Raw genomic sequence first — 20,985 nt, 5'->3', positions numbered from 1 at the left:
TTAGAAGAGCATAATGGCTTTCGTGGGACAATGTTCGGCGCACTTGCTGCATTGCTCCGCAGCCTGCACCAAACGGACGCACCGTTCCTGATGAACCACAACGGCACTGCCATTGACAATATGAAAGATGATCATCTCTGAAGACCGTGGACCTTTCCCCAACCTGGCTTCTGTACAATTACCCATGTGATACTCGCAGGTAGCCACACAAATGCCGCAGCCGATGCATTTCTCGGAATCGATTTGCATGCCTCGAGCCGGCTCGGCCGCCGGCTGGCCTAACAGTTCGTGCAGGGCCTCAATAAAACCGGCGTAATCGGGTTCATGGAGTACCGGGCAGTCTTCCGGCGCCAGTTCGAAAGTTAGCAAAAAACCGGCAAATTCAGCACAGGTGAGACCACACTGGCCGCAATCGAGGTTTGGCAAAAATTCTTTGACTTCCTCCAGAGTGGGCATCAGGCCACCTGTTGCCAATGAACACCCAGATGTGGTTGCACCCAAAGGTTTTCCGGGCGGAAGCTCCGGTACTGACAGATGTCAGCAACCAATTGATTTGTCTTCCCACCGGTGCCGCGATAGAAAGTAGCTTTGCCAACCTGGGGGGCAACGAGCTGGTAATTGTTGACTACAATTTCCCCGGCCTTCAAGAGCACACGGCAGCGGACCGAGTTTTCCTGCCAGGGCGCCGGGTTCCCATCGGGGGGAAGGTCATACATGGCCACATCCGCTCTGGCACCCGGACGGAGGTGGCCCCGATCGGCAAGTCCCAGATGCTTAGCCGGCAGGGTTCGGGTGGACCAGAGCCAATCCTGAAAGGAATACGCCTGCTCCGGCAAAACCTCACCCCAATCCCGTTGCCGAACGGTCGGTTCTGTCAGCCAGGAGACTAAAAGGGGAAGACTCGCCACCGGGGTGTGCAGCAAGCTCGCCGCCGAAAATGCCAGATTATCCCTTCGGCCGGCTAAGGCGACCTGAAGGATGCGACGGCCAGCATCCGGCTCCGGGCAAGCAGTAAGATGGAAAGGTTGAAACCAGCCCAGATCAATCTTCACCGGCAATTTCGAGGAATCTGGCTGCCGCACCGGAGGAAGAAGACCCATATCGGCACTCATACCAGCCTCCAACAATTGAGAGGCTCGATCCATCACCTCGTCGTTCACCAAGGCCGGTCCCAATGCCGCCAGATGAAACTTTTGCGGAGCGGGGCTCAGAAGAAGCAGTTCCGGAGTCGTCTCCAGAATAATGCGACTGTCCAGTGAATCCGCCAGTTCAACCAACACCGCTAAAACTGCCTCGGTGGACAGGGTGCGATGAATATAAAAGTCCTGGCGATAGCGAATAAATGGCTCCACTACACGCAGATTCAGCGTCCGGGTATGTTCCACCAGATAGGCGCCGGCGGCGATGACCTCCGGCAGTTTGTCCGCCGCCTTGAACCAAATATCCATCTCACGCAGATTGAGCAGGAACGAAGCCGAAGTGTCTACAATGGGAATAGCGGCCAGCTCCCGATGAACATAATTGGCAGTTGCCAGGGTTAAAAAAGGTTCATGTATATGAGTATAACCTTGGAGGGCGTAGGTCTCCCCCAACTCTTGCGGGGTCGGCAGGCAACCCCACAAACGGAGGTAATTTTGCCCATAGCCGGCAGCCGGAGAACGCAGATCTATGGCTGCCGGTGTCACCGCCAGGCCCTGGGCCGCAATGACCTGGTCCCAATCGTCTAATTGAGCCACAATGCGGTCATCTTGAATGAAGAGGTCTTGCTCCTCCCCGTCCCAACCGGAGCCTGGATCAAAAACCTTCCCCCCCCGAATGACTAAACGCATAACCCGTCTCCTATTGTTTCAGAGGGCCTTGGCCAGATCCTGCAACACCTGAGAGTCGGCGGGCAGGGAAGAGGAGACTAATTGGGGCAGACACAGGGGCAATCCATCCATGCGATAAGCAATTTCAGGCACCTCCACTCCGGCCAGGGCTACTGGCAGGACCACGTCGGCATGCCCCGCGGAACGGTTGGCAAAAGGGCTCAGGACCACGACCGGGGTCCGCCGCCGCTTTAAATCACTTATCTGTTCGAGTGTTAAAAACCAAAAGAGATCAGCGCCACAGACCACCAAGGCGTCTCGATCCTGCAGACGTACCGGTTCCGCACAAAAGGAACAACCCGTATCTCCACTAAAATCCGGAGCCAGGGGAGAGCCCAATTCTCTCAGCAGCAGGTGATATAAACCCACGGAATTAAAATCGGCCGATAATGGGAAGAGAATAGCCGGCGCCTTCTGGTTCAGCTCAACTGTCAGGGCCGCCAGCCCGTCCAAAAGCTCCTCAGTCGGACCATAGCTCACCCCCCGGCCAAAAAAGATGACCCCATAAGAGGCCTCTTGGAGAAGATTGGCCAATCGGCGAACACCGCGCACCGGTCGGGTTGGCTTCTGCCCTGATACCGTACGCCGCACACCTTCCAGGAGGGCAAGTTCTTGGCCGGGTTCGATCTGAACGAATATATTTACAAACTCTGCCAGCTCCGTGCGGTGCAGATCCACTGCGGCAGTGCGACGCTCTTCGATGCCGCGTTCGGTGAATCTCCCTCGGGAAAAAACGGAATACCGCACTACATGACGAGGGCAGGAATGGAGAGGATTTGCCCCCCAGAAAAGAAAAGTATCAGCTTCATCCCGGATCATCTCCAGGGGGGCCCAACGCAGACCATATTTCATGAGACTCTGATAATATGGAGCTTTGAAATCCAGGTCGGCCGGTTCCAACCGGGCTCGAGCGCGGCGGGCCAAAGTTAGGGCTGCTTCCTGAGCCCAGCAGCCTGAATTGGTCAATCCGTAGATAACGGGTTTGCGGGCTTGAGATAAAATTTCGGCCGCCCGGTTGACGGCGTCTTCGTAAACGACCGTTTCCCAGCGACCTCGGTGTTTTATTTGGGGCTGTTGCAGTCGGCGGCGTTCTTTTTTGGGATGGAATCTCTGGTGGGAGAACATCTTACTGGCCCCCCAGAGACAGATATTATCGGCCAGAGAGATACGGTTGTCCACCACGGTAACATCGATGTCATCGCAGAGGCAGGCGCAACCGGGACAGATGGCGGATTCGATTCTCGCTTCCAAAGAATTTTTACACCTGTTCCCATCCGGAAACAAACTTTTCACGGCCATGCAGAGTTGTGCGCTCTGCCCCACCCCTTGCCGTTGATTTCCCGGATGGAACCTTCGCTAGACGCAGTTAAAATCTAACGCTCTGGCAAAAATCTGCTTTTCTCCTGTTGGCCAGGCTGAGACAGGCACAGGCGTTAGGCCAATTTTCAAACTGAGATTCTTCTGAATCATCGGGTTAACCATGAATGGCCTTTTGCCTAAATCTCGTCTGACCGAGATATTTAGTTTATACTACCATCGGGGGCAATCAACAACCGAAATATGATGGACAATATTTATTATTGAATAAAAACAGTGACCTATAGACAAAAAAAGAGGACTGGAATAGTATTTGGATCAGAGGAAGGGACGCGATCCTATGGTGGGCCCTGCAGCCGATATCCGGATACCGGCTCAAGCCAATCGGATTTTCGTCTGGCACCGCGGAGCGGTCGGTGACATCATATTAGCCGGTCCGGCGTTGCAGACCGTGGCGGCGCACTATCCAGCAGCCCGATTTACCCTGGTGGGAAAACCGAACCGGATGAGCCTCCTGGTCCCAACCCTGCCGGTAGAACAGATTTGGGACGCCCAGCGAGCAATCTGGCTTGATCTTTTTCAGGCTGGCGGCCCCATCGACCCGAAGCTGCGGGCCGGGCTGGCGGAATTTGATCTGGCCCTGGTGTTTACCCCACAACGCTCGCCAGAATTCCTCAACCGTTGCCGCCAGGCAGGTCCGGCTCCCCTGCTCTGGCTGCCCAGCTTCCCGGTAGCCTGCAGAATGCCAGTTTCCTCAGTCCAGACCGAGACCTTGCAGCGCTATGGCATTCAAAGGTACCCCGCACCTTTTCAGCTTGCCATGGACGCCTCAGAACTGCAAAAGGCTCACCTCTGGCGGCGCGCCTATCAGCACCTGCAAGGACCTCTCACAGTACTGGCGCCCGGCAGCGGTCACCCGCTGAAGAACTGGCCCTGGGAACATTTCGCCAGGTTGGCCCACTTGCTGACGGAACAGTACCAAGCCCGGATATGCTGGGTGGTCGGCCCGGCGGAAACCGGCCTGGCGGAGAAGCTACGAACCATCTTTTCGGACCATGATCTCCATGTCTGGGACAATCTGCCTCTCTCCACCCTGGCCGCACGCCTGTCCCTCTGTCAGCTCTATATCGGCAACGACAGCGGCGTCACCCACCTGGCCGCGGCTCTCAATCGGCCCAAGGTTATTGCCCTTTTTGGTCCCTCCGATCCTGAGATTTGGACCCCTTTAGGAGATCAATGCAGCTGTCTTACCTCAAAGAAATCCTGCTCCCCGTGCACCTCAGGACCGGAAATTCGCTGCTCGGCCAATATCTGCTTAACGGATATTACTCCCGATGAGGTGTTGGCCGCCATCAAATGCATCACCTCATAGTGCGGCATGGTGGTATAAAGGGGAGGAGCGATCGCTATTCTTCACTTTCATGGACATGCTTCTCTTTTTCCCCTGATCTCATCGATGACCCTTACTCTTCCAATTTCTGGGTATTTAGTAGACTGCATCTCCAGGAAAACGCCCCATTATACTCCAACTTATCGGAAGTTTTTCCTGTTTGCCGCTATCCCACTGGTCAGCCAAAGGGTCAGGGTGAGATTGCATGCCTCCTCTATTTCGTTGGCCAGTCGGTAAACTGGGCCCAGAGGACGGCGCCGTATTCCGCGTCTTTCTTCTTCCCCTCGTGGACTATGGCATTTTTTTCTTCATTTAAGGCGGAAAAGGCCCACCAACCCGCCTTGGGCACGGCAAAGGTAAAAACGCCGTTCTTGTCGGTTTTCACCACCTGGGTAAAGAAATAGTCATTGGGCGCAGTCACTTTCTTATCGGCATTCCAAAATTCCACTTCCACATCGGCGTTGGCCGCGGGTTTACCTTTAAATTTGACCATACCCTGAAAGACATTGCCAGCATAGAGGCCAAAGGGCCGGGTCAGAGGGATTATTTCGGCCTTGAGGCCTATTTCCTGGTCCCAGTTCTCTTCTTCTCCGAAAGCGGCGACATATGTCTTGGTCTGGTGGATGATGAACTTATCTTCAGCCGGTTCCCAATACGGTTGAGGATCAAAATAAAAGGTGTAGACGCCGGGTTTCTTCAAAGTGTAGGAAGCCTTCCAGGCCTCTTTGCCCATCACCTTGATCTCTTGAAGTGTGCCGAGGAGATCGGTTTTCTCTTTCCCGGACTTGACGCCAAAGGCTTTGGGTTTGGCCAGATCCATACCATTCTGCTCAAAGGGATGGCAGAAGGCCAGGGTCAGTTCCAGATTGGGGTTGTCCCCCTGCATCACCATGGCTTTATCAGGCATGATCATACCGAAATGGGCCTGGGCGGCCGAACTGAAACCCAGGATAAGACATGTGCTCAGCAGGGTTTTTAACAGAATGTGCATTATTTCCTCCTTTCAGGAAACTCTTTAACCGCGGCGGCAGGCCGCCGCGGTTAAAGAGCGGACATCAAATAAGGTTCAAATGGACACTATGAGCTCATACCCGCCTGACAATAAAGACACAAAGAAAAGACTTGAGCTGCCGTTGCCATACACAGAAGATGTCATTCGGTTACCGTTTCCGCCAGGCTTCCCACATAGGGCGACCTTCCAGGTCGCGCAGCAACAGGACATTATCGCCCGTCGCCACCCTGGCAGCAACTAGTCTGGTTTTCCCCGCCTCATCGACACAGATGCCCTGTACTGTAACCTCCTGACCCGGGCTCAGGTCAAATTCCTGCCGTTCCAGGTACCACACCGGACCCAGATGGACATGTATCTGGCCCTTATCCTTGGAATCAACCTTGATAGCCATGCCGGGATATGCTTTATCATCCAGGGTTTCGGTAAAAACCCGGCTCACCGTCCCGGTGACGGTCATAGGCTTGCAGACGCCCGTGACGGGGCATTGATACGGGGCATAAGGGCAGGGGCGGAATCCCTGTCCCCGACCCTGGGCGTATGCCGAAGAGATGCAAGTACATCCTACAAAGACTGCCATTCCCACACCTAAGCTGATCAAATGCCAACGTTTCATATTGTTCTCCCTTCATTGGAGATTTTATGTTATAGGGATTATCGGAAATCCTGTCTTGGGAAAAACGAGAAATCCAGACCCTAATAAAATACTATCTTACGTGATTCTATAAACTCCCGGCAAGCGCTTTCATAACGCCTTTTTGGACAAGCAGTTAACTCCACGGGAATCTTCATTTTCAGAGGGCATCAAAAAGCATAAACCATGGATAACAAGGGCGTAATAGTGGCGTCGGTGTTCTTGCCCACCATGTCAATATTTAACCCTAATGCCAGAGAAAATTTATCTGTAGCCATGTATTCGATGCCCGGAACGACGGAAACCAGGGCGCCCGGCGGCGTGTTAGATTTATGACCGAAGAGTCGACCACCGTCCCAACAGCTGACGAATTCCAGCAGTGCTACCCATTTCTTGGTCATGGGATACTCGGCGGCCAGATTGAGGGTTACACAGTCCCGTGGATGTTGGCGGCCATCGTCGCTGCTGTAATCAGTCTGGACCGAGTACCAGAGATTACCGTACACAATAAAGGGCCGCATATATTTTGACAGGTTCAATCCGGTGGTAAAGACATAGGCGCCACCGCCAATTTCGTCCGTGCCTAAATTGCCGGGATTGAGATGTCTAAACTTGCCGGTGGGAAAATCCGTGGCAAACAAAGCGGTTACAGTCGGTCGCTTTTCCGTTTCCTCCACCAGCCGGTATTTCAGCGTGAGGTTAATATCCCCCAGACCTCCATAATCTGCCGATCGCTCCCCGTTGGGGCCGGGCTCATTAACATCGCCGGCCCAATTATGGGTATAGGGAATGACTACAAAGCTCTCCAGGTTATCCCAAAGGCCATAGGTAAATTTCCATTCCATGCCAAACGATTTGAAATTTCCTCCTGCCGTTTCCCTCCGCCAGTTTGGGGTTAAGGAATCGACGACGAAGCCCATGCCAAAAGTAGGTTGGATGGCAAAACCGCCCTTATCTATAGGCACCGCCGTATCAGTAATGATGGGACCGAAGGTGGCCGGGCATTCCTCGCCTTCTTTGGTTTCCTCGGCCTTGGTCTCGAAGCCTTCGCCGCGGCCTGATGTTTCCTCTCCCTTCCCTGCTTCCTTTTCAGCAGAGGCCGCTGTTTCTTTGGCAGATCCGGCAGCCTCTTGGGCTACCCACCCCGGCTTGGGCGTCATCAGCAGCAACATGAACATTACGATAAAAAAATAGCGCACACACTTCATACTCCCCCCCTTAATTTATTGGTATGATTTCACAGAAAGTGGCGTGCACATGGCAGCATTCCTTCACCGTATGATGCAAGAAATCGTTCTCGTGAGAGACGATGACGAAGGGAATGGTCAGATCTTGCAGAATGTGGATAAGGCGGTGCTTCGTATCCTCATCCAATCCGGCAGTGGGTTCATCCAAAAGGAGGACCTGAGGTTGCATGGCCAGCACGGTGGCCAAAGAGACCAGCTTCTTTTCGCCGCCCGATAGTTTATAGGTTACCCGGTCTTCGAAGCCAGCCAGTCCCAGGTTCGCCATGGTATTTCGGGCAATCTCAATGGCTTCAGCCGGGGTTTTTCCCTGATTCAGAGGACCGAAGGCCACATCCTCCAGGACAGTGGGGCAGAAGAGCTGGTCATCGGCATTTTGAAAGAGCAATCCTACTTTTTGTCGGACCTCGATGAAATCTTTTTCTTTTTTCATTTCCTGACCGAAGATAAAGATACTACCCGCCTGGGGGCGCAACAGTCCCATAATCAGAGATAACAGAGTGGTCTTGCCACTGCCATTAGGACCGACGAGCCCTAACTTCTTGCCGGGCAGGAGCTGAAAGTCGAAATTATGGAGAACCGGCTTGGGAGCGCCGGGATAGGTGAACGATAGATTGTGCGCTTGAATCAATGGTTCGGTCATCAGATCCTCACCGCATCATGGGGGGTTCGCCACTCCAGAAAAAGGACTGCTACCAGGGCCAGGAGGGAAACGGTCACGAAAACCACATCACGGCGGTGCCAGGAAAAGCTTCGCAGACTATAAAAGACCCCGTGGAAGCCCCGGCACAGCATGGCTTGAAACACGCGGTCGGCCCGGTCATAACTGCGCACCAGCAGCATGGCGGCCAGATAGGCGTAGCTGCGATAGGTATGAAGATTGGTGCGCGGCTGAAAACCCCGGACTTTCATGGCCTGGACCAGCCGGTGAAATTCCTGCTCAAAAACATAGAGATAGCGGTAGGTAAACAACAATAGATGGCACAGCTTTTCGGGGAGCCGCAGGTTATGCATGGCCTGTCCCAGAGTGACGATCGGCACCGTAGCGATCAGGGCAATCAGGCCGATGATAATGGCATTGGATTTCAAAGTGATCAAACCGGTAAAAATCAAACCCTGGCGGCTGACGGTCAGCGGTCCGATCTGCCCCAGCGGCTCTCCCGGATAGGTAACAGGCAAGATAATCCACAGAAAAATAATAAAGGTATTCACGAGCAATAACCGGCCTGCCACTTGTTTCAGCGGCAGCCGCGCCAGGGCCAGCCAGATCAGAGCCAGTCCCAAGCCCCCCAGGGTCGCAACATAACTTTGCGAAACCGCTAGTAATACCGCAAAGAGGGCGGCCACGACAATCTTGCCGCGTGGGTCCAGGCGGTGCGCCAGAGAAGCGCCTTCTGAAAACGACTCCTGAATAGGACTCATGGTTTAGGCTTCTTTTTACTTAAAAAATAGGCCGCCAGACCAAAGATGCCCAGGATATAGCCGATGCCGCCGATGATATCCGTCGGCGTAGTCCGATGGATAGTCAATTCGGTAAGCTTTTCGTTGATGGGGCCAAGTTGGCGCTCCAGGGCTCTGTTCAGCAAGGCTTCCAATACCTGGGGATCCACCGGACCGGCTTTAGTCCCTGGCGCTGTCGAAACATCCGCAGGTGTTGGCTTGGGTGCGGCGGCTGGTTGAGCTCCGGCAAGATAACTGTCGGCCTTGAGCAGCCATTCTCCCCGATGCCCCATGCCCGCATCCACCACGATCCCCAAATCCAACTTTTCCGCTACGGCTTCGACAGGAATCTTAAAGGCGAATTTTCCCTCGTCATCTGTTTGACCCGTCAACAGAGTACTGCCCGTCTTTTTATCCATGACCAGAATCTTGCCCTGGCGGACCGGCGAGTCGGGAACAAACTTGCTTTCCGTGTATATGGTATCACCCTCGGCATAGGCGTAAATCAACACCCGGTGGGCCAGGGCGTTGGAGGGAAAGACCCCGATAGTCAGAATCAAAACGACTCCCTGTATCCAATAAGCCGGCAGATATCTACTCCATGATAATTTAGGCATATACTCCCTCCAACATTTCAGGCCGAACTTTTTTAATAAACTGGAATATGAACAGCGTGATGACTCCCTCAATAATCATGATAGGGATATGGGCGATGAGGACCAATTCGGCCACTTCGAGAAATGCCTTGCCGGTGGAGATCAAAGCGGCGGCCACCAGCAACCCGCTCAACAGAATAGCAGTGGCGCCACAGGCAAAAGCCCCTATGGCCGCAGCGTAACTCTCTCGGCGCAACCAAGGCCGGAATAGATAAAAACAGATAACCGCCGGCGCCGCCATGGTCACGGTATTTACCCCCAACGCCGTCAGTCCCCCGAACTGAAAAAGCAGGGCCTGTAAAAACAGGGCAATAAGGATGGCGGGAACGGCCATCCAGCCCAGCAACAGTCCCATAAGACCATTGAGAACCAGGTGCTCCCCTACCGGCCCTACCGGAACGTGAATGAGGGTAGCCACAAAAAAACCGGCAGAAAGGATGGCCACTCGGGGGATGGCCTCATAGTCCATTTTTTTCAGGCCGATGGCGGTTCCTATAACCGCCAAGGCGGCACCCCCGGCCAAGACCGCTGGACTCAACACTCCTTCGGAAATATGCACTGTTCCCTTCCGATCTGGTATATGAATTTTGGGAATGAACATAAAAAAAACCACGAAAACCGGTCCCTTGATGGACGCAAGCCTTCGTGGCTTCTCTTATTAAAAAAAGTCTGGGTTCACTCCCGAATTAATCTTTTTATTATCACCGAAAGGTAAAAATGTCAAGATTGCTATAGATTTTTTCTGCCATTGCACCAAACGTAACTCTTCGAGCCTCTGAGGAAATGAAAAAATATGTCATATTTCACAGGTATTTTGTACTTTTAAAGTCTCCCCCAGACTCTCACACAGCAAGAAAAAAGGGCTCAGGCTGATACACCTGAACCCCATCAAGCTATTTGATATTATTGGTGCCGGAGGCGAGACTCGAACTCGCACAGGCATAAAGCCCGGGGGATTTTGAGTCCCCTGCGTCTACCGATTCCACCACTCCGGCACTCATGGGAAGTTGATATGTTATTCTAATATATTCCGCCTTATCGGGAAAGTAAAATCTGCTGCTTCAGGGATTATTTTATCTCCTCGCTTAAATCGGCTGAACAGTATCCGGTTAGGTTTTCGCACGTTTCGCGCTCATAAAGGAAAGATTCTAAATGTCAGCCGGGCCTGTCATGCCGAAACCTTAAGCGGGCCAACATATCTACCACCCCTATCCCCAATACTGTTGAGTCAAGATTGTCATTCTGTACGGGGCGAAGCGGAGTGAAAAATCTAAAAGAAAGAATATCACTCCCTAAAAAAGCTAAAGGGGACGCGGAGCTGAAACCACCGGCGGGAATCTTCAGCGCCGCCGCCAGGCCGGTCCGGTGGGGGTGTCCAGCACTTCGATGCCCAGGACCGCCAATTCCTGGCGAATTTCATCGGCCCGAGCGAAATCCTGCCGCCCACGAGCCTCTTCCCGCTCCCGCAGTTTCTCTTCGATGGCCGCATCCGTCGGGGCCGGGGTGGGAAAATTCATCACCCCCAACACCCGGTCAAACTGCCGGAACTGATCAATAATAGCCTCCGCCTCGGCCTCGGCCAGCCGCCCCCGATCCATCCAGATATTGATTTCCCGTTGAAAATTGAAGAGTGCTGCCAGGGCTCCGGCGATATTCAAGTCGTCATCCAAAGCCGCGGTGAATTCACTTTCCAGCCTGGCCAGCCGCTCCGGCAAATCTCCTTCCGGCTTCCCGCCGTTCACCCGGTTGAGGCGCTCCAGAAAAAGGTCCAGCCGCCGACGGGACCGGCGGGCGGCATCCAAAGCCTCGTTTGACAGGTGCAAGGTTTTGCGGTAGTGGGTAGCCAGCAGCAAGAATCTGAGGTCCACCCCCCAGACCCCGGTCTGAAAAAGGCGGCGCACTGTCGTCGGCCCCTCGCTTTCCTCCGCAGCGGCCATGACCCCCAACACTGATTCATTATGCAGCCAATATCGTGCTAAAGGTTTACCGGAAACGGCTTCACAGATAGCGATGACGTTTTCATGATGTGGGAAAATCAGATTTGAGCCGCCGGTAACAATATCAAAGGACTCACCCAGGTGTTTCAGGGCCATGGCGGCGCATTCGAGATGCCACCCGGGGCGCACGTTCCCCCATTCCGTGGGATAGTACAAACCCAGTTTCAGCTCCCCCAGCTTCGCCCGTTTCAGCAGCGTGAAATCGCAAGGATTGTCCTTCTCGTAGTCATCCAGATCCACCGTCTTCCCCAAGCGGATCTTTTCCAGGTTGACATGCGAGAGTTTCCCGTAGCCTCTGAAACGGGAGATATCGAAATATACCGAGCGCAGTTTTTCATAAGCATAGCCCTTTTCCAGCAGGCGCTTGACCAGGGCCACCATATCATCGATGTGATCCGTGGCTTTAGGGTAGACCTCAGCCCGCTTCAGCCGCAAGGCATCGATATCGGCAAAAAACTCATCTATATACTGTTGGGTGAAGGCGTTCAAGGGCAGACCGGCAGCTACCGCACCCCGGATGGTGCGGTCATCCAGATCAGTGAGGTTGACGACCTGTTTCACCTGATAGCCCCGATACTCCAAATACCGTCTGAGTAAATCCGCTACCATCAGCCGCCGGGCGTCCGTCAGGGTCAGATAGCCGTCCATGGTGGGGCCATCAGTGTAAATACTCGCCTGGCCCAAGTGTTGAGGCAGAAAGGCCTGCTTGCTCCGCCCCTCGGTGTTAAAAAAACATAAGGTCGGCCTGGCTTTTTCCGCAAACAACGGGGTGGACAGATATCGTTCGCCACTATCCGGGGCAATGGCCACAATCAGACCCTGGTCGAGCTTCTGGGCCATTTTTAAGGCAATGGCGACGGCGGCGCCGGAACTCATGCCTAAGAACAGTCCTTCTTCCCGGGCCAGCCGACGGGCGGTCTCAAAGGCCTCCTCATCATCCACATTAATGATCAGATCGGCCTTGGTCTTATCAAAGATTCCAGGCTTGTACGATTCCTTCATATTCTTCAAGCCTTGCAGCTTATGTTTGGGGTAGGGCTCGACGCCGATGATCTGGATGGCCTGATTAAGTTCCTTGAGCCGCCGATAAAGCCCCATGAGCGTACCGGAGGTCCCTAAAGTAGCCACCACCATCGTGACCCGGCCTTCGGTCTGATCATAAATTTCCTGCGCCGTTCCATGGTAGTGGGCCATGGGATTACTGGGATTGTTAAATTGATCCGGCAGATAATATTTATCGGGGAACTCCCGGGCCAGCCGATAGACCTCCTCGATAGCGCCATCAGTTCCGAGGGACGCCGGAGTCAGCAGGATCTGGGCTCCGAGGGCTTTGAGGATGAGCTTCCGCTCCTCGCTCGCCGATTCGGACATAGCCAAAAGACAGGGGAAACCCCTGACGGCGCAGACCATGGCCAGACCGATACCGGTATTGCCGCTGGTGGCCTCGATAACCGTTTTACCGGGTGTGAGATCACCTCTGGCTTCGGCGTCGCGCAGCATCTCCCACGCTACACGATCCTTAATGGACCCACCCGGATTAAAGTATTCTAACTTGACGTAAACCTGCACCCGCGGATTGGTGTTCAGGCGGTTCAATCGCACCAGGGGGGTATCCCCGATGAGTTCCAAGATATTCTGGTAGCAGCCCCTCACCACCGCATTCCCCTAAACCACCGAAGAAAGGTTGTTCTGACCCCGTTCAACATCAATACCATACCTCAGGACTGACAGGCGGGAGTAGAGTTGCTTTCCAGCATGCCTAAAAGGTGCTGGTTGACCACCTCGATTATTGCAGCCACGAAGGCGCGCTGCTCCTCCTGGTTTACTTGCAATACCCCCATGAGCCGATGTATTAGGGCCAAAACCACTGTGCCCGCTTCCGACGGAGAGATATTGTGTTGATTGAACATGTTTAGGATATCATTGACGATGGCACGAAGCCGCTCTGAGAGCTCCAGGACAGCCGGAGACACATCATTTTCGGGCATATGTGTTCCTTTCCGGTGAAAATATTCAGAGCACCATAACACCAAACCGATCAGATTGCCTGTGAGAAGCAACAACGGATCGAAGGAGGTGCTCTAGCCTACCAGACCTCATTTTAAGATTGGAAATTATCATATTTAAAGGATATTTGCAAATTGCCGCGGCCCCCTGAACCGATAAATCGGAGAAGAAAGCTCACAGATTAAGTCCGTGGTTAAACTATGAAACAATAGACTCCTAAATATTTAGGCGAAGAAAATCATCCGGTTTCAAAGTATGAACTGCATAATCATGATCGACATTCCCCCAAAAAATAATATTCCTTTAATAACAAATAGTTCAAAACTTCTTTATATAAATCAAACGGGTAGTAAAAATATTTGAACTCAATGTTTTACAATTAAAACATCTTCTGCGCTTATCCCTAGCTGCTGAAATTGTAATACATTGATTTATCATAATATATTTTCTTTGATTCTCTTGGTATATTATTTGCTTTAATAATATGTAGAAGAGATGATCAGCCCCAAAAAAACAGACTATGTCCTGTTTCTAAAACAATTTGTGGTGGGCAGCAGGAGTGCGAAAGTCTGCCATTGAGGCAGGAAGTTTAGTAAGATACCGGTAACATTGAGATTGCTTATCATCAAACCACCAAATATTTTTTGGCAGGTTTTAACCTCCATATCATCCCACGAATAGGGGCCGGGCAACCGGCCCCCCCTCCTTTGGTAGAATCCTCCGGTGAGCAACCTAATGAATCTCCCCGATCAGTCTTGGGCGCGCCCTAACCTTGCTAAGTTGTTCCTTGATATTGAGTAACTGTCTTTCAAATATTGAAAAAATTCCCCGCAAATCTCCGGCCGGGATCGTGACTTTAGGTAAAACGGTGATTAATATTTATTTTAGCGTTCATTCGCACTGAAAATTTACTAAAACAGAGGCATAAACCTTGACGTCTCTGATAGGTTAGAACCACATACAAATCCTCATGTTCTGAGGAACCCAACGAAGCAGGAAAGAATAATTGGTGGCATAGGCCTCCTGGCCTGTGCATCGGTATGCCGGCTGCAAAGCCTGCACCACCTTCTTTCATATAAGTGCACATGTTCTGCCGAACACAACGAAGCATGAAAACAGAATCGTGGCGGCTGCTCACAATAATGTTTTTGCTGCTCACGGCTCACGGCTCACTGCTCACTGTTTTTATACAAGTGCACATGTTCTCCCGAACACAACGAAGCATAAAAACAGAATCGTGGCGGCTGCTCACAATAATGTTTTTGCTGCTCACGGCTCACGGCTCACGGCTCACTGTTTTTATATAAGTCCACATGTTCTGCCGAACACAACGAAGCATAAAAACAGAATCGTGGCGGCTGCTCACAATAATGTTTTTGCTGCTCACGGCTCACGGCTTACGGCTCACTGTTTTTATATAAGTCCACATGTTCTGCCGAACACAACGAAGCATAAAAACAGAATCGTGGCGGCTGCTCACAATAATGTTTTTGCTGCTCACGGCTCACGGCTCACTGCTCACTGTTTTTATACAAGATTTGTCCATACAATAAAAAGCTGATTTTTAAGACGCATCGGTCTAAGGGGGGGCAGGCGCCGTTTATTCGCAGCAAAGCGGCCAGGTATCCGTTATACTCTAATAAGCTCGGCATCTATTACCATATCAGCGGCTGCTGTAGTGCTTTGAGGCAATCTTTTTCATTCTTCGGAGGTTGGAGCTCGTGATCGTTATCGAAAAAATTCTTTTCCCGGTGGACCTGAGCGAATCGGTTAACTCATTTATTCCCTACGTCGTAACCATGACTAGAAAATTTAACGCCACCCTGTATATCGCCACGGTTACTCCCGATGTCTCCTCCATAACTTCTTTTTTTGTCCCCCATACTGATATACGGAGCCTGCAGTACGAAGTTCAGCAGGGTGCAGCCCACCACATTAAGGCCTTGGCCGACCGTCTCGAAGGAGTGGAACGGGTGGAGGTCTGCGTCTTGGTCGGCGATCCCGCCGATCAGATCATCGATCTTGCCCGCCAGGAAGAAATTGATCTCATCATCATGGGGACCCGCGGCCGTAGCGGGCTGCAAAAAAGCATCTTCGGCAGCGTCTGCGACAGGGTTATCAGGAGCGCCATCTGTCCGGTCTTTTCCATCTCTCCGATGGACTGATGCCTGATCGTCATCAAAGGACAGACCCCGGGTCGGGGCCATCTTTGTTCACCATCGGCTTCTCTACCCATCGGTTGGAATCCCTGCCTTTCGCACATCGGGAAATGACGCAGCACCAGGCCATTGTCTTGGAGGAGCCCCCCTCTCCCATCCTGACGGCGGTGCTGAGCGGGGAAGTGGACGTCGAAGAATATCTTTGGGAAATGGAGGCCGAGTTTCCGGAGTTCGGACGTCAGCAATTAGCCATCCTCCAGGAAATCTGGCATCAAAAAAGGGCGATCCGGCAGATTGAACCGTACCTGGAGAGGCTGGTGCAGATTCATGACCTATTTGCCCAGGACGCCACTCCGGCAGAGGTCATGGCCAGATCGGAATTGAAAGAGGTGTATCAGATGGAGCGGGAGGCCTCCGCCGCCCTGCTGAAATTTTATCAGGTATCGCTGTTGGCGCCTTTTTCCCAGGTGGTGGAATCGGTACAACGGTTTGCCCGGCAGGATGCAGCCCGTTTCCGGCTCCGGGACGCCCTGCGTGCCCAAGCTTTAACTGGCCTGGCGGGACATTTCGAGACAATTTATGTTGAAGCCGGCTACCTGCATCTAGCCCTGCCCGGCGAATTGTATCGTCGGCTCAATGGCACCGGAAAAGTCAGGTCGGTCTTTTTATTGAAGGAGGCAGCCCGCTGCCGCTCCCCACATCCTTTGGTCTTCGGACCTGGCGACATCCTTACCATCCACCACCTTTTTCGGCGGCCGCTGACCCCGGAAAGAGAAAAACTCCTGGCCGCTCAGAGCTTGATTTATATCAAGGTATTGTCTAAAGAAGAGATTCCCGCTAGCGACTCCCCTACCCCACATTTAGACGAAGAACTGCATCTCAATCAGCTCGTGCGCCGCCTGGCCTACGAAGACTGCGAACGCCTCTACCCCCGACTGAAGCGGGCCACGCCTCCGGTCGCCTTAAAGGAATTAGAGCACTTTCTGCTTATCTGAAAATAATCAACCTGGCGATCTGAAAATAGGTGAACACCCCTAAGACATCCACCATGGTAGAGATGAAAGGGGCCGACACCACCGCCGGGTCGATGCCTATGCGAACAAAGATGAGCGGTAACAGACCACCAAAAAAGGTGGCTATGGTGGAGATGACCACCAGACTACATCCCACCACTAATGCTACCAGCCAGTCTCCTTGCAGCCAATAGGCCCAGATGACCACCATAGCACCGAGAAGAGAACCCAGGATCAAACCGATGCCCACCTCCCGCAGCAGCATCAGAAAGGCATTACTAAACGTTACCTCCTGCAACGCCAAACCACGCACCATGACGGTAGAGGTCTGCGAACCGATATTGCCGCCGCTGCCGATTAACAACGGCACGAAGGCTGCCAGGGCAACCACTGATTGAAGCAGAGTATTCTGATCCATAATAATGGAACCGGTAAGAGTGTTGGTCAAAAGCAGCACCAACAGCCAGCCGACGCGATGCGTCGCCACGGTAAAGATTTTTGCCTTAAAATAACTCTGCTCCGGCGCCGCCACGGCCCCCAGGCGGTAGATGTCCTCGGTAGCCTCTTCTTCTAAGATATCCATGACGTCATCATGAGTAACGATCCCCACCAGCCGGTCTTCCCGGTCCACCACCGGGATAGCCAGCAGGTCATATTTTTTCATCGCATGGGCCACAACTTCCTGGTCATCATCGGTATGGACGGCAACCACCTCCCGGTGCATCAGATCACCGATTCTCCCCTCCGGGTCGGCCAACACCAGGTCTTTCAAAGAGATCATGCCCAACAGTTTCCTTTGCTCATCAATGACATAACAGTAGTAGACGGTCTCTTTATCTAATCCTATTTTTCTGATCTTATGCAGCGATTCACTCACCCGGAGATACGTTTTCAAGGAGATGTATTCCGGGGTCATGATCCTTCCTGCGGTGTTTTCCTTATAGCCCAGAAGCAGTGAGGTGGCCTGCCGTTCGGATGGACTAAGCATCCGCAACAGACGCTTGGCTACCCTGGCTGGCAGTTCATCCAAGAGATAAGCCCGATCATCTGGCGACATATGTTCCACCAAGTCCCGCACCTGTTCATCCCGAAAACCGGCCAACAATGTTTGCTGGTCATCTATTTCGAGGCTTTCAAATACCTCCACGGCCTTGGGTTTTTCCAGCAAACGGAAGCACAAGGCACACTCGGTGGCCGGTAGGGAAGGCAGGACACCGGCCAAATCTATGGGATTTTTCTGACTTAAGAAGGTCTTCAATTCATCCCAATGCTGCGCCGCTAATAATTCCTGCAGGGTATCCGCCAGGGTTTCCATACAGTCACCTAATCCAGGTTAATTTTATCTTCTTATGATATAATTGTTTTGATCGAATCTAAAAGTCGTTTATCTATTATTTTCGGCTCGCTTTTTATAACATAATAATTCAGAAAAAACGATTTCCTGATTTTTGCCGGTTCTAGCCTCTTGTGAAAGGTGGGTGCGATCGCGTTCGCTTTGCCGGCTCCCGGAAAGGTCTTGGAGACATTCGCCTCTGGGAATGTTTCCCGAGCTTTGCCGATACGTGCAAGATCGGTAAATTGTTGCTTTCATCCCTCTGACGAAAGACTTGGAGGGAAAAGGCGGGGTAAGACAAGGAGTCCTTATGAACTATACCCAGGAACTTAACAATGCTCGGTTTCAGCTTAGATCAGGCATCCTCATGCTCTGTCTATCGCTCTGTCTGACCTCAAGCGGGTGGGCTCAAACTTCCTCCCCGCCGCCGGCGCGCATTCCGGCGCAAGAAAAAATCCTTCCCGATATCGCATATGAATTACAAGAAAAGGCTGCCAAGTTTAAAGAGCAATTGGCTCAGATCCAGAACGAGCTACGCCAGACCCAGGGGGAAACCGCCGAGTTGGCTAACGCTATCTCCACCCACACTGCCGCTCTGACAGTCGATACCATTACTTTAGAGCATGCCAGGAACTTACAGCAACATTATAATGACCTGCTCCAAAAGAAAATTGAGAACGTACAGGCATTGACGCACAACCTCGAGGAGCTTACCAAAATTCAGGAGGAATTGACTCAGGCCAAAAACAAGTTTCAAGAGCATTTGATTCAGTTAGCCAAAACCAAACCGAAAACCAAAGAACACCGGACCGTGGAACTCCGGAATCAGAAAAATTTAAAACTGGCTGAATCTGCTGTAAATCTGTTGGAGGACCTGAAAAAAACCTTAACCGCCCAGTTAGAACTGCTTCAGCAACAGTCGAACTCCCTGACAGAAATCACTTCGAAGCTGCAGACATTCATAGATCAAAAGTTTAAGACCCAACTCCTGGAGCGCCGGGAGCTCTCCGACATCTTCACGCAGATCAAAGGCCTATTAACCGAATCCCTTTCTCTGCCGCAGCGGTTATACGCCTGGCTATGGGCAAAGCTCCAATCGGGTGCTTTCACCAAGATGCTAAAGACCTATCAGAGTCAATCGTTAGGCCTGCTATTACTTCTAGGCCTGCTAATCTACGGCGCCATCGTTCTGCGACGGGCCAGTCGCGACCTCCGCCAAAAGCTGGCCGCCGGAGCAGCTACCTTCAGTCTTAAACTGATCATGGCGCTGATCAACGCTCTGGCCCGCACCTCTCAGCTATTGGCTCTCACCATCTGGCTGACGCTTTTTTTCTGGACCCTCGATCTCTTGGCCCACCCGCTTGCCAAGGTCATGCTGCTCGGCCTAGTGGTCATTACCACCCTGCTCCTTCAGGCCCATTTCCTCCAGGAGGTGTTTCAACCCGGTCTTCCGGATAAGGGCGTCATCATGCTTGATGAGCCTACTGCCCGTTATTACTACCGCACTCTAACGCTGACCTTAAGCCTTTTGATCGTCGGTTATTACGCGCTCTTGAGTTTAAATCTGCTGGCCTATAAGACACCAGGCTCTAATTTTGCCCTTTTCTTAGGTCTGCTTTTCCTGCTTTTTTGGTTTGCCAGGCTGCTCAAGAGGCCTCATCTGGAGAATCTGCTGGCCGGCGCCGGTCTGCCTGCCGGACCCTGGCAGGTCGGTATATTGAAGGCAGTACGTTTGGGGATGCTGCTGTTGCTGAGCGCCATTGTCATCATCGACTTGTTGGGCTTCCAAAACCTGGCCTTATTTCTCTCCGGGGCGGCGGTCGCCACTACCCTGCTCTGCCTCGCCGGTTGGTTTGTTATCCGGATGGGGGTCGATCTGAACACCTATCTGACTCATCCGCGAGACGGACTATTGGCGGTGAAATTCGGCTTCCGAGCCGAGAATTTAGATACCATCCACACGTTGCTGCAATACACTTTTCAGTTAACCATCTCTCTCCTGACTACCGCCGCCATCCTTTTTACCTGGGGGGCGGATGCTGCCTACTTGCGTAATATGCTGGGGCTGCTCTCCCATGGTCCAACCCTGGGACCGGTAACCCTCTCACCTCTGGCCCTGCTGTTGGCCGGACTCAGCATCTTTTTCGCCAGAAAGCTATCCAGGATGAGCCGCCATATTTTGGAGAGGCGCCTGTATCATCGGCAGGGTTGGGACATCGGCGTCCAGAGCGCCATTTCCAGCTCTGTCAATTATACCGTCATGGCCCTGGGAATCATCTTCGCCCTCGGATTTTTAGGCATCAATTTTTCCAACCTGGCCATCATCGTTGGCGGTCTGGGGGTTGGGATCGGCTTCGGTCTGCAAAATATCGCCAATAATTTCATCAGCGGCCTGATTCTTCTCTTCGAGCGCCCTATCAAGGTGGGAGATATGTTAGTAATAGACGGCCAGTGGGGCACCGTCAAGGCCATCCGGGTGCGCAGCACCATCTTTGAGACCTTCGAACGCTATGTGCTGATCATCCCTAACTCAGACCTCATCTCGGGTAAGATACTCAATTGGACGTTTTACGGCCGGGGACCAAACCGGCTCGCCCTCAAAGTCGGCGTCGGCTACAACTCAAACGTCCACGAAGTTACCAGGATAATTGACCAGGTCTGCCGGGCAAATGAACGCGTCCTCCTGGACCCGCCGCCTCAGGTTTATTTCAATGCGTATGGGGACAGTTCCTTAGACTTTAATATCTGGGTCTTCGTCCGTGCTCCGGAGGATCGGATTCCTGCTACCCATGAACTCAATGCCGCCATCTTCGACGCCTTTAACGCCCACGGCATCGAGATCCCTTTCCCGCAACGGGATCTCCGTTTCCGAACTCCTTTGGAGACAGTAAACCGTAATCAATAAGCGACAAAAAACA

The 20,985-nt window shown here is 52.5% G+C and carries 17 protein-coding genes and 1 tRNA gene; 4 read left to right on the top strand and 14 right to left on the bottom strand.

What is annotated here, in order from left to right; translation table 11 throughout:
* Genes DESAC_RS05470 through DESAC_RS05460 form a run of 3 tightly spaced genes read right to left on the bottom strand, consistent with a single transcriptional unit; the run spans position 1 to position 3,119 of the window.
* Entirely contained in the window at positions 1-456 is a 456-nt protein-coding gene (locus DESAC_RS05470) for an ATP-binding protein (RefSeq protein WP_013706077.1), read from the bottom strand.
* A complete protein-coding gene (locus DESAC_RS05465; protein ID WP_013706076.1) occupies positions 456-1,829 on the bottom strand; it encodes an amidohydrolase family protein in 1,374 nt (457 codons plus the stop codon). Before DESAC_RS05465 ends, DESAC_RS05470 begins: the two co-directional genes overlap by 1 nt.
* 18 nt (positions 1,830-1,847) lie before the next feature.
* A complete protein-coding gene (locus DESAC_RS05460) occupies positions 1,848-3,119 on the bottom strand; it encodes a formylmethanofuran dehydrogenase (protein WP_013706075.1) in 1,272 nt (423 codons plus the stop codon).
* Between the two features lie 406 nt (positions 3,120-3,525).
* Between DESAC_RS05460 and DESAC_RS05455 the strand changes: the two genes are divergently transcribed.
* Positions 3,526-4,557: a glycosyltransferase family 9 protein gene (locus DESAC_RS05455; RefSeq protein WP_013706074.1), complete on the top strand. Its 1,032-nt coding sequence runs from the start codon at positions 3,526-3,528 to the stop codon at positions 4,555-4,557.
* A 232-nt stretch (positions 4,558-4,789) separates the two neighbouring features.
* On the opposite strand, the gene DESAC_RS05450 is transcribed toward DESAC_RS05455, so the two are convergent.
* The 10 genes from DESAC_RS05450 to DESAC_RS05405 form a co-directional block, all read right to left on the bottom strand.
* Entirely contained in the window at positions 4,790-5,566 is a 777-nt protein-coding gene (locus tag DESAC_RS05450) for a DUF4198 domain-containing protein (protein WP_013706073.1), read from the bottom strand.
* A 169-nt stretch (positions 5,567-5,735) separates the two neighbouring features.
* A complete protein-coding gene (locus DESAC_RS15100; RefSeq protein WP_013706072.1) occupies positions 5,736-6,200 on the bottom strand; it encodes a MamS/MamX family magnetosome protein in 465 nt (154 codons plus the stop codon).
* 188 nt (positions 6,201-6,388) lie between these two features.
* Positions 6,389-7,426, bottom strand: coding sequence for a transporter (locus DESAC_RS05440; RefSeq protein WP_013706071.1), 1,038 nt, complete (start codon positions 7,424-7,426; stop codon positions 6,389-6,391).
* 10 nt (positions 7,427-7,436) lie between these two features.
* Positions 7,437-8,105, bottom strand: coding sequence for an energy-coupling factor ABC transporter ATP-binding protein (locus tag DESAC_RS05435; protein ID WP_013706070.1), 669 nt, complete (start codon positions 8,103-8,105; stop codon positions 7,437-7,439).
* Entirely contained in the window at positions 8,105-8,884 is a 780-nt protein-coding gene (cbiQ, locus tag DESAC_RS05430) for a cobalt ECF transporter T component CbiQ (RefSeq protein WP_013706069.1), read from the bottom strand. The genes DESAC_RS05435 and cbiQ overlap by 1 nt, the downstream gene beginning before the upstream one ends.
* A complete protein-coding gene (locus tag DESAC_RS05425; protein ID WP_013706068.1) occupies positions 8,881-9,519 on the bottom strand; it encodes a NikL family nickel/cobalt ECF transporter subunit in 639 nt (212 codons plus the stop codon). Before DESAC_RS05425 ends, cbiQ begins: the two co-directional genes overlap by 4 nt.
* Positions 9,512-10,117 carry a cobalt transporter CbiM gene (cbiM, locus tag DESAC_RS05420; protein ID WP_013706067.1) on the bottom strand — a complete coding sequence of 202 codons (606 nt, stop codon included), beginning with the start codon at positions 10,115-10,117 and terminating at the stop codon, positions 9,512-9,514. The genes DESAC_RS05425 and cbiM overlap by 8 nt, the downstream gene beginning before the upstream one ends.
* 348 nt (positions 10,118-10,465) lie before the next feature.
* Positions 10,466-10,553: transfer RNA gene (locus DESAC_RS05415), tRNA-Leu, on the bottom strand.
* A 345-nt stretch (positions 10,554-10,898) separates the two neighbouring features.
* The gene (locus tag DESAC_RS05410) at positions 10,899-13,211 is read right to left on the bottom strand and encodes a cysteine synthase (protein ID WP_013706066.1); all 2,313 of its coding nucleotides are present in this window, start codon (positions 13,209-13,211) and stop codon (positions 10,899-10,901) included.
* A gap of 62 nt (positions 13,212-13,273) precedes the next feature.
* Positions 13,274-13,543: a hypothetical protein gene (locus DESAC_RS05405; RefSeq protein ID WP_013706065.1), complete on the bottom strand. Its 270-nt coding sequence runs from the start codon at positions 13,541-13,543 to the stop codon at positions 13,274-13,276.
* Positions 13,544-15,283: 1,740 nt separating this feature from the next.
* On the opposite strand from DESAC_RS05405, the gene DESAC_RS05400 reads away from it, so the two are divergent.
* Both DESAC_RS05400 and DESAC_RS05395 read left to right on the top strand, forming a co-directional pair.
* A complete protein-coding gene (locus tag DESAC_RS05400) occupies positions 15,284-15,727 on the top strand; it encodes a universal stress protein (protein ID WP_013706064.1) in 444 nt (147 codons plus the stop codon).
* A gap of 44 nt (positions 15,728-15,771) precedes the next feature.
* Positions 15,772-16,716, top strand: coding sequence for a hypothetical protein (locus DESAC_RS05395; RefSeq protein ID WP_041283820.1), 945 nt, complete (start codon positions 15,772-15,774; stop codon positions 16,714-16,716).
* On the opposite strand, the gene mgtE is transcribed toward DESAC_RS05395, so the two are convergent.
* Complete coding sequence (gene mgtE, locus DESAC_RS05390) at positions 16,709-18,049, bottom strand: magnesium transporter (protein WP_013706062.1); 1,341 nt, start codon at positions 18,047-18,049, stop codon at positions 16,709-16,711. The two genes, DESAC_RS05395 and mgtE, sit on opposite strands and share 8 nt — an antisense overlap.
* 328 nt (positions 18,050-18,377) lie before the next feature.
* Here mgtE and DESAC_RS05385 point away from each other — a divergent pair, with 328 nt between their 5' ends.
* Positions 18,378-20,972: a mechanosensitive ion channel domain-containing protein gene (locus DESAC_RS05385; protein ID WP_013706061.1), complete on the top strand. Its 2,595-nt coding sequence runs from the start codon at positions 18,378-18,380 to the stop codon at positions 20,970-20,972.
* The last annotated feature ends 13 nt before the right edge of the window (positions 20,973-20,985 follow it).

Origin of the sequence: Desulfobacca acetoxidans DSM 11109 (genome assembly GCF_000195295.1) — a bacterium.
Lineage (GTDB): Bacteria > Desulfobacterota > Desulfobaccia > Desulfobaccales > Desulfobaccaceae > Desulfobacca > Desulfobacca acetoxidans.
Note: the sequence above shows the minus strand (reverse complement) of the source record. Positions and strands in the feature narration are given on the sequence as shown.